The organism is Tenacibaculum finnmarkense (assembly GCF_900239185.1).
GTDB lineage: Bacteria > Bacteroidota > Bacteroidia > Flavobacteriales > Flavobacteriaceae > Polaribacter > Polaribacter finnmarkensis.
Genome location: NZ_OENA01000058.1, coordinates 37,502 through 53,438 on the forward strand (window position 1 = coordinate 37,502; position 15,937 = coordinate 53,438).

The following is a 15,937-nucleotide window of genomic DNA, read 5'->3' on the forward strand; positions in this document are numbered from 1 at the left end:
CACTTTTACAGCGCCAGATAATATTACAATTTCGACGGATGCGAACTGTACTTTTGATGTATCTGTAGGAAAAACCGGCGTTGTTTCTGATGAAGCTGATAATTGTTCAACAGGATTAAAAGCAACTTTTACTGATGTTGAAAAAGCCGGAACTTGCGAAGGCGAAAAAATAATCACAAGAACTTGGAATTTGACAGATTCTTGCGGAAATTCAACCCAAAAAGACCAAATAATCACGATTGAAGACACAATAAAACCAACATTTACCGCTCCAAATGACATCACAATTTCGACAGATGCGAATTGTGCTTTTGATGTATCTGTAGCAAAAACCGGCGTTGTTTCTGATGAAGCTGACAATTGCTCAACAGGATTAAAAGCAACATTTACTGATGTTGAAAAAGCAGGAACTTGCGAAGGAACTAAAACCATCACAAGAACTTGGAATTTGACAGATTCTTGCGGGAATTCAACCCAAAAAGACCAAATAATTACAGTTAAAGATAGTATTAAACCCACTTTTACCGCGCCAGATGACATCACAATTTCGACGGATGCGAACTGTGTTTTTGATGTATCTGTAGGAAAAACCGGCGTTGTTTCTGATGAAGCTGACAATTGCTCAACAGGATTAAAAGCAACATTTACTGATATTGAAAAAGCTGGAATTTGCGAAGGAACTAAAACCATCACAAGAACTTGGAATTTGACAGATTCTTGCGGAAATTCAACCCAAAAAGACCAAATAATAACAGTTGAAGATAATATAAAACCAACATTTAGCACTCCAAAAGACATCACAATTTCGACGGATGCGAACTGTGATTTTGATGTATCTGTAGGAAAAACCGGCGTTGTTTCTGATGAATCTGACAATTGTTCAACAGGATTAAAAGCAACATTTACTGATGTTGAAAAAACCGGAACTTGTGAAGGAGCTAAAACCATCACAAGAACTTGGAATTTGACAGATTCTTGCGGAAATTCAATCCAAAAAGACCAAATAATTACAGTTGAAGATAGTATCAAACCAACATTTACCGCTCCAAAAGACATTACAATTTCTACGGATGCGAACTGTGTTTTTGATGTATCTGTAGGAAAAACCGGCGTTGTTTCTGATGAAGCTGACAATTGCTCAAGAGGATTAAAAGCAACTTTTACCGATGTTGAAAAAGCCGGAACTTGTGAAGGGGCTAAAACCATCACAAGAACTTGGAATTTGACAGATTCTTGCGGGAATTCAACCCAAAAAGACCAAATAATTACGATTGAAGATAATATCAAACCCACTTTTACAGCGCCAAAAGACATCACAATTTCGACGGATGCGAACTGTGTTTTTGATGTATCCGTAGGAAAAACCGGCGTTGTTTCTGATGAAGCTGATAATTGCTCAACAGGATTAAAAGCAACATTTACCGATGTTGAAAAAGCAGGAACTTGCGAAGGAACTAAAACCATCACAAGAACTTGGAATTTGACAGATTCTTGCGGAAATTCAACCCAAAAAGACCAAATAATAACAGTTGAAGACACAATAAAACCAACTTTTACAGCGCCAGATGACATCACAATTTCGACGGATGCGAACTGTGTTTTTGATGTATCTGTAGGAAAAACCGGCGTTGTTTCTGATGAAGCTGACAATTGCTCAACAGGATTAAAAGCAACATTTACTGATATTGAAAAAGCTGGAATTTGCGAAGGAACTAAAACCATCACAAGAACTTGGAATTTGACAGATTCTTGCGGAAATTCAACTCAAAAAGACCAAATAATTACGGTTGAAGATAATATCAAACCAACATTTACCGCTCCAAAAGACATCACAATTTCGACGGATGCGAACTGTGTTTTTGATGTATCTGTAGCAAAAACCGGCGTTGTTTCTGATGAAGCTGACAATTGTTCAACAGGATTAAAAGCAACTTTTACTGATGTTGAAAAAGCCGGAACTTGCGAAGGAACTAAAACCATCACAAGAACTTGGAATTTGACAGATTCTTGTGGAAATTCAACCCAAAAAGACCAAATAATTACAGTTGAAGATAATATCAAACCCACTTTTACCGGTGAGTTACCTCAGAATATAACAGTGAGTTGTGACGAGATACCTGAAGTTGCTGTTTTATCAGTATCAGATAATTGTAGTCTTTCTTCTGATTTAGAATTAGTATATACTCAAAATGTAACGAGAATAGCCGATCAGTGTGATTCAGAATATAGAATCACCAGAACATGGAATCTTAAAGATTGTGCAGGTAATATTTCTAGTTATACCCAACAGATTAAGGTTGTAGATAATGATGCACCAGAATTAGTAACAGATATTAATGATATTAATGTAAGCTGTGATGAAATCCCTGAAATTCCAACTCTTGAATTTATCGATAATTGTTCGAGTAATAATATTCAGGTAGCATTTGAAGAGTATAATACTTTTGATGGGTCTGATAATGATTATGTAATTACAAGAAATTGGACAGCAATTGATCTTTGTGGTAATGTGGCTAATTTTACACAGAATATAAGTGTTACGGTGAAGCAAAATATAACTGAAATTACAGATTCGAAATGTATTGATGATGGCGAGATTAACTTAAACGATTACTTGGTTGAAAACAATATATCATCTGAAGGTAAATGGACTCTTGTTAAAGGAGATGGGGTATCGCTTTCAGTAGCTGGGATTTTTGATCCTCTAAATCTGTCTTTAGGTAATTATACTTTCGATTACACAACGTTTAATGAATTTTGCACATCAGTTACTCGAGTTGTTATAAATATAAATGATCAATGTACTGTTTTGCCATGTGGGCAGGATGATATTAAAATATCAAAAGCGGTAACACCAAACGGTGATTCATGGAATCAGTATTTTAAAGTAACTGGAGCGGAATCGTGTGGGTTTAGGGTAAATGTGAAAATATTTAATCGTTGGGGAGCAAGAGTTTATAAATCGAATAACTATGCCAATAATTGGAATGGAGTTTCAGAAGGATTAACCTTTGGGAGTGCAGAGCGGTTACCAGCGGGAACTTATTATTATATCGTACTATTAGAAAATAGTGGATTAAAGCCATTTACAGGCGCAATTTATTTAGCAACCAAGTAATATATAAGCTATGAATTATAACAAAAAATTATTATATACAGTTAGTATGTTTATTGTATCTATTTTTAATATACAAGGACAACAATCGCCTCAGTTTACACAATATATGTATAATACCATTTCTGTAAATCCGGCATATGCCGGAAGTAGAGGGGCGTTAAGTGCTGTGGGGTTACATAGAAGTCAATGGGCAGGTTTTGGAAAAGGTGCAGAAACTCAAACATTATCGGTTAATGCGCCATTGCGAAATGAAAAGGTAGGTGTAGGATTGTCATTTATAAATGATAAATTAGGGTATGAAAAATTTACCTATTTATATGGCGATTTTTCATATACTGTTCAATTAAATTATGATTTGAAATTAGCTTTCGGCTTAAAAGCGGGTTTTACACAATATAATTTAGATGATGAGTTACTAATTGCAGAAGGTTTAGACCCTGCAATTAGTGGTGTAAAGAATCGATGGGAGCCTAATATTGGTAGTGGTTTGTTTTTACATACAGAAAAATGGTATGTAGGTTTGTCTGTTCCAAAATTATTAAATGTAGATCATAACGATTTAACAGTTGATGGCGTTAATTATGGTGTTGTTGATAAAAGAAGTTATTATTTAACAGGTGGGTATGTTTTTGAATTAAATAATAATGTGAAATTTAAACCGGCAACGTTAATAAAAGGAACCCGTGGAGCGCCTTTGTCGTACGATGTAACAGCAAATTTTCTTTTCAATAATAAATTTTGGTTAGGAGGGTCGTATCGATTTAATGAATACACGGCGGCTTTAGGTGCTTTGGTAGATTTTCAAATATCAAAAAAATTTCGAATAGGATATGCTTATGAATACCCACTATCTGATATAAATCAATTTTCAAATGGTACTCATGAGGCATTGTTAATGTATGAGTTAAATAATTCTAAAAGAGTAAGGTCACCACGATATTTTTAAGCGTATATATATGAAAACAAAAATTACATTTTTACTATTATTTTTTTTAGTTATTTCTTCTTTCTCTCAAAAAAAAATTGCCGATAAATTTTTTGAAAACTACGCATATATTAAAGCTGCTGAGTTTTATGAAAAAACAGTTAAAAAAGGAGATAGCAGTACTTATATTTTAACCCGTTTAGGAGATTGCTATTATAATAATTCAAATTCAGAAAAAGCCACGAAGTGGTATAATTTAGCAGCTAAAACGGACAAAGGTTTAAGTAATGAAACGATCTATAAGTACGCACAGTCTTTAAGAAGTGCAGGGAGTTATAAAAAAGCAGATCAATGGTTAAAAAAGTTACCAAACAATAAGCAAGGAGCAACAAAAATAACATATGAAAATCTAAAAACATTAAATAAAGATTCTGTAAAAGTTATTAATTTAGCAATAAACACTAGAAATTCTGATTTTGGGGCTTATGTACATAATAACAAATTTATATTCGCATCAACCAAAAATAAAAAAGGAAGGGTTTATAAGTGGAATAATGAGCCTTATTTAGATTTATATGAAGCCACTATAGACAGTACTTCTAAAGAATATAAAAAAATAAAAAATGTCATTCCTATAAAATCATCAGAAGTAAATACAAGTTTTCATGAATCGAATATTGCTATTACAAATGATGGTAAAACAATGTATTTTACAAGAAACAATTTAACGAGAAGAGATAAGTTAGATTATGATAAAAAAGGAACGTCACATTTAAAAATATTCAAAGCAACTTTAATTAATGGTAGTTGGAGTAATATCAAAGAATTGTCTATAAATGATGACGTATATTCAAGTGGTCATCCAGCTTTAAGCCCTGATGATAAAACGTTATATTTTACTTCAGATAGACCTGGAGGTTATGGTTTAACAGATATTTATAAAACTGCTATTTTAGATAATGGTTCTTATGGAGCGCCTGTAAATATGGGCGAAAATATTAACACAAGTGGTCGAGAAATGTTTCCATTTGTATCAAAACAATATGTGTTTTATTTTTCCTCGGATGGATATCAAAATTTAGGATTCTTAGATATTTTTAAATCTAATTTGTTAAAAAATAATTCATCGGAGGTTACTAATATGGGAGCTCCATTTAATAGTAGGTATGATGATTTTTGTTTTTTTATAAATAAAGATAATAAAACGGGTTACTTTTCTTCTAATAGACCTAAAGGAAAAGGGCATGATGATATTTATAGTTTTGAATCTTATAAATGTAAGCAATTAATTAAAGGAAAAACTTTTAATGTTAAAACAGATAGTATTTTAACAAATACTTTAGTTGAATTAATAAATAATAAAAGAAAAGTAATTAAAAAGAGTATTACAGGTTTAGACGGAGCTTATTCATTCGAAGTAGATTGTAATAAAAAATATGCTTTAAGAGGGTCAAAGAAAGATTATAAAGCAGATTTTAAAAAAACAACAACAACAAATACTAGAAATAAAGAAATCGTTGCAAATTTATATTTAACACCTTTAATTATAGATAAAGAAATAGTAATAAGCCCAATATTTTTTGATTTTGATAAATCAACTATACGTCCCGATGCAGCATTTGAGTTAGAATATGTTGTTAAAGTCTTAAAAAATCATCCTAAAATGATTATTAAAATTGAAGCGCATACTGATAGTAGAGGAGATGATGATTATAATGAAACCTTATCAGATAAAAGAGCAAAATCAACAAGAGATTATATTTTATCACGAGATATAGATCCTTCAAGAATAGAGAGTGCTATTGGTTTTGGAGAAAAAAAATTAGTTAATAAATGTATTAATAATGCTATTTGTACAGAAGAAGAACATCAAGAAAATAGGCATTCAAAATTTATTATTATAAATAATTATAAGTAGTAATGTAAAGTTAAAGACCTATAAACGTAGTCTAATTGTTAAAATACGTTTATAGGTTTTTTATTAATTATTTTTTCACAAATATATTGGTGAAATACCATTTTCCTTTCGGATTTTTTTCGGCGCTAACATCAAAATGAGTGAAATTCCCTTCCATGTTTTTTCGGTGACCATCGCTTCTAATCCAAGCGTTTACTACTGATTTGGCAGAAGAATATCCGTAAGCAACATTTTCAGCAACATTTATTGCATTTATATTTTTATTCAAGTATTGTTTGCGTAGGTTAAAAAAATCATGAGAAACGATATTTTTATCAATCATATAATCCGTGTGTTTTTTTGATTGAAACTTAATAGCTTCTGATTTTTCTAAAAGTGAAAACCCTTTATTAATTCTATAATTATTTACTTGATTTAAAATTTCTATTTCAATCGTTTTTGCATTTATTTCATCATAAGTATCTAACTGTTTTGACTTTATGTTGTCGTTGTTAGAAGAGCAAGCGGTTAAAATTAGTGTGTAAAACACTATTGCTAACCATAGGGGGTGGTTATTCATTTTAAGTGATATTAGGGGATTAATAACACCTTAATATACATTAAAACAATGATAAAACAATGATGAAACAATGATAAAAAAAAACAATAAAAATTGTTAATAAAAAGATAACATTAAATAGCGTCTCTAATAATGTCTTCATATTCATAAAAGAATAGTTCAAACTGATCCATGGTAGCTACATAAAATTCGTAACATTCTTGCCAAGTGTTTTTATTGTGAATGCTAAATTTTTTATCATAAGGAACATAGATACGACGAATAATTTTTCTGTTATCTAATTCAAAATTTTCGTGATAAATAACTTCTGGTAAATATTCTGTTTCTAAAATATTTTTTAGAGATAATAACTTGTCGTATAATAATTCATTGGCTACTTCATCAAGATGTTCAAAATCTAAACAAACCGATGCTGTTTTACGATCCCCTTGAAATTTAAAAGCGAATCCTTTTATTTTTGTATTGTATAATAACCATTTTCTTGGAAAAGATTTCCCAAAACTTGTCCAAAATTCTTGGCGTATTGCTGCTGATTCTTCTTTACTAAACATGCTGTTTATCCGTGTATTTTTGCTTCAGAACCTCTACTTTTCATCATTTCGGCTTCAAAATTAACTAAATCGTTCCATTTTTTATCTACAATTTCTTTATCTTGATATTTACGAGCAAAACCTAAAAAGATCGTATAATGGTTTGCTTCTGAAATCATTAAATCTTTATAAAATTTAGATAACTCTTGATCTTCCATATTTTCAGAAAACACTTTAAAACGCTCACAACTTCTTGCTTCAATTAACGCTGCAATTAATAAACGTTGTACTAAAGCATTGGTTCTGTCTTTTGTTTTTGTGAAAAATTTTTGCAAACGAATTGCATAATCGTTTTTCTGCTCACGTCCTAAAACCATTCCTCGTTTTACCATAAAATCATGCACCATTTTAAAATGCTCCATTTCTTCAATCGCAATTTCACTCATACTTTGTACAAGTTCTGTTTCTTCGGAATAATTAATAATTAAAGACACCGCATTAGAAGCTGCCTTTTGTTCTAAAAAAGCATGGTCTGTTAATATTTGCTGTAAGTTATCTTTAGCAATATCTGCCCAAGAGGTTTCGGTTTCAAATTGTAATCCTAACATGATGTAAATTATCTTTGATATGTATGATAAATAATTTGCAAAACTAAGGATTATTAAATATAAGCGGTAATTATATGTAGTGTTTATTTAAAAAAACAAAGAAATTATTGTAGTAATAAACACCCTCTTATTTGCTTGTAAAACACATAAATTTAACAGTTTTAGTTTTTTATAATTTGTAACTTTGAGGTACTTCAAAAAAAAATATGTTATGAAAAAAATTGCAAAAATAATTGCAGTAACGCTATTGGTGTTTTTTATCAATAGCTGTAAAAAAGAGCATATCACACAAAGTGATAGCAATAATTACAGTGAATATGTAGCCGTTTTTCCTGAGGAAATGATTTCTTCAGTTGCCGATTTTCAGTTTATGCTTAAAAAAACACCCAAAATTACTACAATTAGCGATGCCGTTATTACGGTAAATCCGAAGGTAAAAGGGAAGGTGTTGTTAGATGGAAATAAAATAGTCTTTCTTCCCTTAGAAAAATTAAAAAGTAATACAGAATATGCTGTAACACTTCATTTATCAAAATTATATGATGGAGTTCCTGATGATTTAAAAAACTTCACAGCAAAAGTAAAAACCAAAGAATTACTTTTTAATGTAACATTATCATCGCCTATTGTTTCGAGTAAAGATGTGTATGCCATAGAAGGTGTGGTAAATATAAGCGATGTTATTGCTTCGGATAAATTATCAGAATTAGTAAAAGCAAAATATAATAATGCGGATATTTCAATGAATTTTGAAACTTCGGAAGCACTTGTTTCTGAAGCTTTTTTTAAGATAAAAAATTTAAAAAGACTTGAAGAAGACAGCGATATAACTGTTGTTTGGGATGGAAATAGTATTAATTCTAGTTCAAAAGGAGAACGTACTTTAACAATTACAGGTAAAAATAATTTTAAGGTTTTAAGTGTTGAAGTTGTTGACACAGATAAACAACATATCGAAGTTAGTTTTTCTGATCCTATAAAAAAATCGCAAAATTTAGATGGATTAATCGCTTTTAAAAACACTCAAAAAAGAAGATTTACTTATAAAGTGAAAAATAATATTGTAACTATTTATCCGAAGAGTTCCTTTAAAAATAAAGTAGATTTACAGGTTTTTAAAGGAATTAAAAATACCGAAGGATTTGCTTTAAAAAATGGATATAGTCAAACGTTGCATTTTCAGCAATTAAAACCTTCTTTGAGTTTTATCAAAAGTGGAACTATTATTCCTAATTCAGATAATTTAAAAATTAATTTTAAAGCCGTTAATTTAAGAGCAGTAGATGTGGCTGTTTATAAAATTTATAAAAATAATGTATTACAATTTTTACAGCAAAACAATTTAAACAATCAAAGTAATTTGCGTTATGTAGCGCGTCCTGAAGCTAAATACACGGTTAATTTAACAAATAAAGGTGTTGATTTAACCAAAGAAAATGCTTTTGCAATTGATTTATCAGAAATTTTATCAATAGAAAATGGCGCAATGTATCGTGTGGAATTTTCATTTAATCATCAATATTCAAATTATTCTTGTGATGAAAAAACAAATGACACTACTATTATTTATGGTAAAAAAGAAGTAGCTACTAAAAAATATAATACAGCGAGTTATTACGACAATGATGATTATTATAATTACCGATGGGATGACAGAGAAGATCCGTGTAAAACATCTTATTATTATTATAAAAAAAGAAGTACCAATATTTTAGCAACCAATTTAGGAGCGATTGTTAAAAAAGGAAATAACGGAACTACTTTTATTGCCGTAACCGATTTACGAACTACCGAACCTGTTTCAGATGCTACGGTAACGTTGTATAATTTACAGCAACAATCAATTATTACGGCAACTACAAATTCTGATGGTGTTGTTGTTTTTGATGCTATCAAAAATGATGCTTTTTTTGCGGTAATTACTAAGGATAAAAACACAACGTATCTAAAGTTAAATGATGGAAATGCCTTGTCAATGAGTAAGTTTGATGTTTCAGGAACGAAGCTTCAAAAAGGAATTAAAGGCTATATTTATGGTGAACGTGGTGTTTGGCGACCTGGTGACAACTTATTTTTAACCTTTGTTTTGAATGATAATGCCAATCCGATACCCGAAAAACATCCAATTAAATTTGAATTGATTAATCCGCAAGGAAAAATTACTCAACGAAAAGTACTTTATAAAAATACAAATAATGTATATGGGTATGCTCCGAAAACCAATCAAGATGCAATTACTGGAAATTGGAAATTAAGAGTAAGCGTTGGAGGTGCGGTTTTTAATAAAACACTTAAAATTGAAACCATCAAACCAAATCGTTTAAAAATTAAATTAAATACAGCGGATGATTTTATTAAAGCTGATACTGATATTGATGGAGATATTGAAGTAAAATGGTTACATGGTGCGATTGCTAGAAATTTAAAATTAGATATCAACGGGAAGTTTAGACAGATAAAAACGGAGTTTTCGAAATTTAAAAATTATAATTTTGATGATGTTACTAGACATTTTGGAACTGAAGAATTTAAGGTGTTAAAAGGAACTTTAAATAATGATGGAGAAACCAGTTTTTCTGTAAAACCAAGTTTAGAAAATAAAGCTCCAGGAATGTTAAAGGCTAGTTTTATCACCAAAGTTTATGAAAATGGTGGTGATTTTAGTACCGATGTGTTTTCTACAAAAGTATCGCCTTATAAAACCTATGTAGGATTGTTAAATGCCGAAGAACAACAATCTAAAAATTATTTATTTACGGATGAAAAATATACGTTTAACGTAGCATCTGTAAATGAAAATGGCGTAGGAGTCGCAAATAATTTAGAAGTAAAAGTATATAAAATATCTTGGCGTTGGTGGTGGAGTACTTCGGATAACGGACTTTCTAATTACGATGGAACACGTCATCATAATACTTATAAAACACTGCGAGTAAAAACAAATGCTAACGGAAAGGGTTCTTTCGATTTAAAAATAAGCGAAAATGATTGGGGGCGCTATTTGATAAAAGTAATCGATAAGAAAAGTAAACACGTTACTTCAAATATTGCTTATTTTGATTGGCCATCTTGGTATGGTAAGAAAAAAGGAAATCAAGATAAAACGAATGCAACTATGTTGGTTTTTTCTACGGATAAAGAAACGTATGAAGTAAATGAAACCGCTACCGTAAAATTTCCATCTTCAGAAGGAGGAAGAGCTTTAATTACCATTGAAAACGGTACACAAGTTTTAGATCATTTTTGGGTAGAAACAACAGCTAAACAAACAGCATTTAATTTTCCTGTATTGGCAAATTATACGCCAAATGTATTTGTAAATATTTCATTATTACAGAAACACAGTCAAACTGTTAACGATTTACCAATTCGTATGTATGGTTCTATACCGATGTTGGTTAATAATCCTGTAACAAAATTAGAACCTGTAATTGAATTAGCGGATGAATTAAGACCTGAATCAATAGCTGAAATAAATGTAAGCGAGAAAAACGGTAAAGCAATGACGTACACAATTGCTTTGGTTGATGATGGATTATTAGATTTAACACGTTTTAAAACTCCAAATCCGTGGAATACTTTTTATGCACGTCAATCATTAGGTGTAAAAACTTGGGATGTTTTTGATGATGTTATCGGTGCTTATGGCGGAAAAGTAAATCAGATTTTAAGTATTGGAGGTGATGAATCGGAAGCTGGAAGTAAAAATAAAAAAGCCAATCGTTTTAAACCGATGGTTACTTATTTAGGTCCTTTTAATTTAGAACAAGGCGCTGGTCAAACACATAAAATTAAAATTCCGAAGTATATCGGTTCTGTTCGTGCTATGGTAGTTGCTACAAATGCTACAAATGATGCCTACGGAAGTGCTGAAAAAACAGCGTTTGTACGTAAACCTGTGATGATTTTAGCATCATTACCTCGTAAAATTACCCCACAAGAAACAGTAACCTTACCTGTTACAGTATTTGCAATGTTGCCATCTGTTAAAAAAGTAAAAGTAACAGTACAAAAAAATGAATCATTTACTATTGCAGGAGATAATACACAAACCATAGCATTTAATGAGCCAGATGAAAAAATGGCATATTTTACCTTAAAAGTAAACGATTTTAAAGGAATCGGAAAAGTTAAAATTGATGCCGTTTCAGGAAGAGAAAAAGCATCCTACGAAGTAGAAATTGATGTGTTGAATCCGAATCCTGTAACTACGGAAGTAAAAGATTTAGTATTGAAATCGAACGAAAAAAGCGAACTTAATTTTACAGCTTTTGGAACTTCTGGAACAAATAGTGCAAGTGTAGAGTTTTCGACCTTGCCACCAATGAATTTTACCAAACGTATGGCATATTTAATTCAATATCCGCACGGTTGTGTAGAGCAAACTACTTCTAGCGCATTTCCTCAGTTGTATTTAGCCGAAATTTTTGAATTATCCGAAGAAAAAAAACAAGATATTCAAAGAAATATAAAAGCGACTATTCAGCGATTATCAGGTTTTCAAATATCAAATGGAGGTTTGTCTTATTGGCAAGGAAATAGTACAGCAAATAGTTGGGGAACTTCGTATGCAGGTCATTTTATGATAGAAGCATCTAAAAAAGGATATGCGTTACCTATCGGTTTTAAATCGAAATGGATTCGTTATCAAAAACAAGAAGCACGTAATTGGCGAAATAATTCTTATTACGGAAATAATTCTTTATCACAGGCATATCGATTATATACGTTGAGTTTGGCAAATAGTGCTGATATTGCGTCAATGAATCGTTTGCGTGAAACAAGTGGTACTTCTAACGAAGCAAAAATGCGATTGGCAAGTGCCTATGCGTTAATCGGTAAAAAATCAATTGCAAAAGGGATTTTAAGCAAGTTAACAACAAATGATTATAGTAAACGACGTTATTCAAATTATGGTTCTCAAACTCGTAATAAAGCCATGTCATTAGATACTTATATCTTGTTAAATGAAGAGTCGAAAGCTATTAAATTAGCCAAAGAAATTGCCGAAAATTTATCTGGTGAAAAATGGATGAGCACACAAACGACTGCGTATAGTTTATTAGCAATGAGTAAATATGCTTTGCAAAATGGCGGAAATACAGGTATTAATGCAAGTTATGCTTTAAATAAAAAATCAGCAAATGTAACGACTTCTAAAGCCTTATTTATTGAAGATTTAAAAGGCGTTGAAAAAGAAAATACAGTTGCTATTTCTAATAAAAGTAACGGGGTATTGTATGTGCGTGTTTTTAATAAAGGGATTTTACCTGTTGGAGAAGAAAAAGTGTTTCAAAATAATTTAGAAACAACAGTTCGTTATAAAACAAAAGAAGGTACTACGATTGCATCAGATAATTTATCGCAAGGAACAAATTTTATAGCTGAGGTTACTGTAAAAAATATGACAAATGATAAGGTGAAAAATGTTGCTTTAACGCAATATATTCCGTCAGGTTGGGAAATTGTAAATACTCGTTTTACTGATTTTGGAAATAATACAACTTCTTCAAAAGTAGATTTTACAGATATTCGTGATGCGAGTATTAGTAATTATTTTACGCTAAAAGAACATGAAACTAAAACGTTTAGTGTGTTGTTAAATGCATCGTATTTAGGAAGGTATTATTTGCCAGGAGTACAAGTGGAAGCAATGTATGATAATGATTATATAGCCAGAACAAAAGGAAACTGGGTTGAGGTTGTTAAGTAAAAAAAGCATTGTTTAATTCATATTATTTCTTAAAAACAGCGTTATCACTATTGATAGCGCTGTTTTTTGTGCATTGTTATTTAGTCTAGTTTGCTTTAAATCAATATATAAGGCGGTTTTCTCTTTGTTGCAAGGGGTTCTAGCTCTTTTTTCAGGTGATTAAACAAGACAAGTTAGTTAAAGTTATGTTAAAATTTTAATAATTTTATATTAAAAAGCTTGTAATCAGGAATATTTATATACCTTTGAACTAGAAATTGCTTTCTAAACAGTGAAAAAATAAAAAATTGCTAAAAAATTTATTTTTCAATTTGTTACAATATTATTGCCATTTATCTAAGAGAAGATTTTTAAAAAATTCTTCAAAACTTGGGGGTTATTCTGTTGTTTTTCACTTAAAAAATTGTGTATAAATAATTACAAATAAATAATAAAAAGAAAAAGAATGAAAAATTTTGGAAAATTTACGCTTGCCGTATTATTAGCAGGTACCTTAGGATTAACAACATCTTGTGTTAAAGAGGAAATGTCTAGTGAGGTAGAAGCTATTTACAAAGGTCATGCGGAATTACTTGCTGCTAGAAAAACCTTAAAAACAGCGGAATTAGAAATGGCAAAAGCAAAATTAGCTTTGGCGTTACTAGAAGTAAAAAGTAAAGAAAATTCAAATGCTGCTGAATTAGCGCAAAATGAATTAGCAATTGCAACTGCACAAAATGCTCTTGAATTAGCAAACCAAAAACACATCACTGCTTTAGCAACCTTAAAAGCACAGGTAGAAGATATTAAATCGGAAGCTGTTAGAGATTATTTAGGGAAGTTTTTTGCTGAAAAAGGATTAATTATTAGCGCAGAAGCTAAATTAGCGAAGCAAAATCGTCAATTAGTAAAGTTAAAAGCTGACGTTGTTGATGTTTTTAATCAAGATAACGCAATCAAAGGCTACGAATTAGATGTTTTAGAATTAGAAAGCGATTTATTAAAAGAAACTGATAAGTTAGCTTTATTAGAAGCTGTTTTATCTGACCCTACAACTATTGGTGCTCAGGTTCTTGAAATTCAAAAAGCAATAGATGCTTTAAAAGCAACGAACAAAGAAAAAACTGCTAGAATTAAAGAAATTAACGAGACTGAATTATCTGCATTTGGTGACTATAGTGATAACTTAAATGATTATCAAACTGAAAAATATTTATTAAATTCTTATAAAAGACAAATAGAAGCTGCTAATGTAAATATAGCAGATACTAAAGAAAGTTTAACGGAAACTCAAGAAGAATTAACCGAGTTAACAGGAGGAACAGCAGTAACTTATGAAGTTGCTTTAAGTAACAAAACAGCGGCGAAGGCTCTTTATGATCAAACAAGAGAAGCTTATGAAGAAGCAATGTGGTTTTCTTCAAACTATAGCGATCTTATCAATAATATTGCAAATAAAAAAAGTTATATAGCTTCTTATAAAACGACCATTGAGTCTTTAAAGAACTCTATAACTTCTTTAGAAGCAGAATACAAAGCAGCTAAATTAAAGTTTGATGCAAACCCATCTGATGATGTAATTACTGGTAATGGTTATGATGGTAAAGCAGGTATTGCAAATGATGGTTCATCAGCTACCTATTATAAAGTTATCAGCAACGATAATAACGAGGTTGTTTTCGGTACAACAGCATATACTTCATATTCAGAGGTTGTAAATAATGGCGGTGTTGTTACTGATGAATATAATGATCCTACTGTTGGTGAGTTTTTTAACGTTGAGCAAGATGACCAAACAAAAACAAATACAGAAGTATTTAATGAAGCACAACAAGCTTTAGCAGGTGCTGAAACAAACTTGAGCAATAATGAATCATGGTTAACTACTGCTGAATCAGAAGTAGCTGAGTATGAATTAGAATTAGCAGAATTTGATGCAACTGCATTAAGTGGTAATTTAGCAACTGCTAGAACAGCTAATGATAAAGCAAGAAAAGATTATTATACAGCTAGGGATGTTGTAACTTCTTTAGAAGCTGTAATATCTTTAGAAAATAATATTTTAAGCGCAGAAAATCAATTAACACAAGCACAGCAAAATGTTGTAAAGTGTAACACTGAAATTACACGTTTAGAAGCATTAATTGACACCACTAAATTAGCAGAATACCAAGCTTTAAAAGACAAGGTAACAGCTTTAGAATTAGAGGTTACAGTTAACAAAGAAAAAATGGACAATCTTCAAGGAGATATCGTTTATTTCAATGGGTTAGAGCTAGAATTAGAGGCAAACGAATATTCAGGTGATGATTATGACGATCGTATGGAGCAAATTAAAGGTCAAATTAAAACTCAAAAAGTAGCAGTTTTAGAGGTAACTGATAAAATTGAAGTTATTAAGCACCGTATTGAGCAGATTAAAAAAGGAAAAACAGATCTTACTGATCAAAGAGCAGAAGACATTGCTGATTTAGAAGAAGGAATTGCTGTTTTAGAAGTTAAAATTGAAAAACTTAAAAAATCTGCAGAAATGTATAAGGCTTTAATGGAATCAGCATTATCAGCATAATATTTTCTTTAAGGTAAA

General features: G+C 30.9%; 8 protein-coding genes (1 of these 8 only partly in view). 5 read left to right on the forward strand and 3 right to left on the reverse strand.

Annotation, left to right across the window (positions count from 1 at the left end; genetic code table 11):
• The 3 genes in view from AQ1689_RS13305 to AQ1689_RS07975 are tightly spaced (at most 10 nt apart) and all read left to right on the forward strand, a layout consistent with a single transcriptional unit that may run on beyond the window.
• Positions 1 to 3,118, forward strand: the final stretch of a protein-coding gene (locus AQ1689_RS13305) for an HYR-like domain-containing protein (RefSeq protein ID WP_101955741.1). The gene continues 4,811 nt to the left of window position 1, outside the view; 3,118 of the gene's 7,929 nt are visible here — the last part of the coding sequence; its start codon lies off the left edge, out of view; the stop codon is at positions 3,116 to 3,118.
• 10 nt (positions 3,119 to 3,128) lie between these two features.
• Positions 3,129 to 4,064, forward strand: a complete 936-nt coding sequence (locus AQ1689_RS07970) for a PorP/SprF family type IX secretion system membrane protein (protein ID WP_101955742.1) — start codon at positions 3,129 to 3,131, stop codon at positions 4,062 to 4,064.
• A gap of 10 nt (positions 4,065 to 4,074) precedes the next feature.
• Positions 4,075 to 5,961 carry an OmpA family protein gene (locus tag AQ1689_RS07975; protein WP_101955743.1) on the forward strand — a complete coding sequence of 629 codons (1,887 nt, stop codon included), beginning with the start codon at positions 4,075 to 4,077 and terminating at the stop codon, positions 5,959 to 5,961.
• Between the two features lie 67 nt (positions 5,962 to 6,028).
• Here AQ1689_RS07975 and AQ1689_RS07980 read toward each other — a convergent pair whose 3' ends face one another.
• From AQ1689_RS07980 to miaE, 3 genes are all read right to left on the reverse strand, one after another.
• Positions 6,029 to 6,520 carry a CAP domain-containing protein gene (locus tag AQ1689_RS07980; protein WP_101955744.1) on the reverse strand — a complete coding sequence of 164 codons (492 nt, stop codon included), beginning with the start codon at positions 6,518 to 6,520 and terminating at the stop codon, positions 6,029 to 6,031.
• Between the two features lie 113 nt (positions 6,521 to 6,633).
• Positions 6,634 to 7,071 (reverse strand): DUF4268 domain-containing protein, encoded by a 438-nt coding sequence (locus AQ1689_RS07985; protein ID WP_058884911.1) that lies wholly within the window; start codon positions 7,069 to 7,071, stop codon positions 6,634 to 6,636.
• A 5-nt stretch (positions 7,072 to 7,076) separates the two neighbouring features.
• Complete coding sequence (miaE, locus tag AQ1689_RS07990) at positions 7,077 to 7,658, reverse strand: tRNA-(ms[2]io[6]A)-hydroxylase (protein WP_101955745.1); 582 nt, start codon at positions 7,656 to 7,658, stop codon at positions 7,077 to 7,079.
• A 211-nt stretch (positions 7,659 to 7,869) separates the two neighbouring features.
• Here miaE and AQ1689_RS07995 point away from each other — a divergent pair, with 211 nt between their 5' ends.
• The gene (locus AQ1689_RS07995; protein WP_101955746.1) at positions 7,870 to 13,371 is read left to right on the forward strand and encodes an alpha-2-macroglobulin family protein; all 5,502 of its coding nucleotides are present in this window, start codon (positions 7,870 to 7,872) and stop codon (positions 13,369 to 13,371) included.
• A gap of 445 nt (positions 13,372 to 13,816) precedes the next feature.
• Complete coding sequence (locus tag AQ1689_RS08000) at positions 13,817 to 15,919, forward strand: coiled-coil domain-containing protein (RefSeq protein ID WP_101955747.1); 2,103 nt, start codon at positions 13,817 to 13,819, stop codon at positions 15,917 to 15,919.
• Positions 15,920 to 15,937 lie beyond the last annotated feature (18 nt).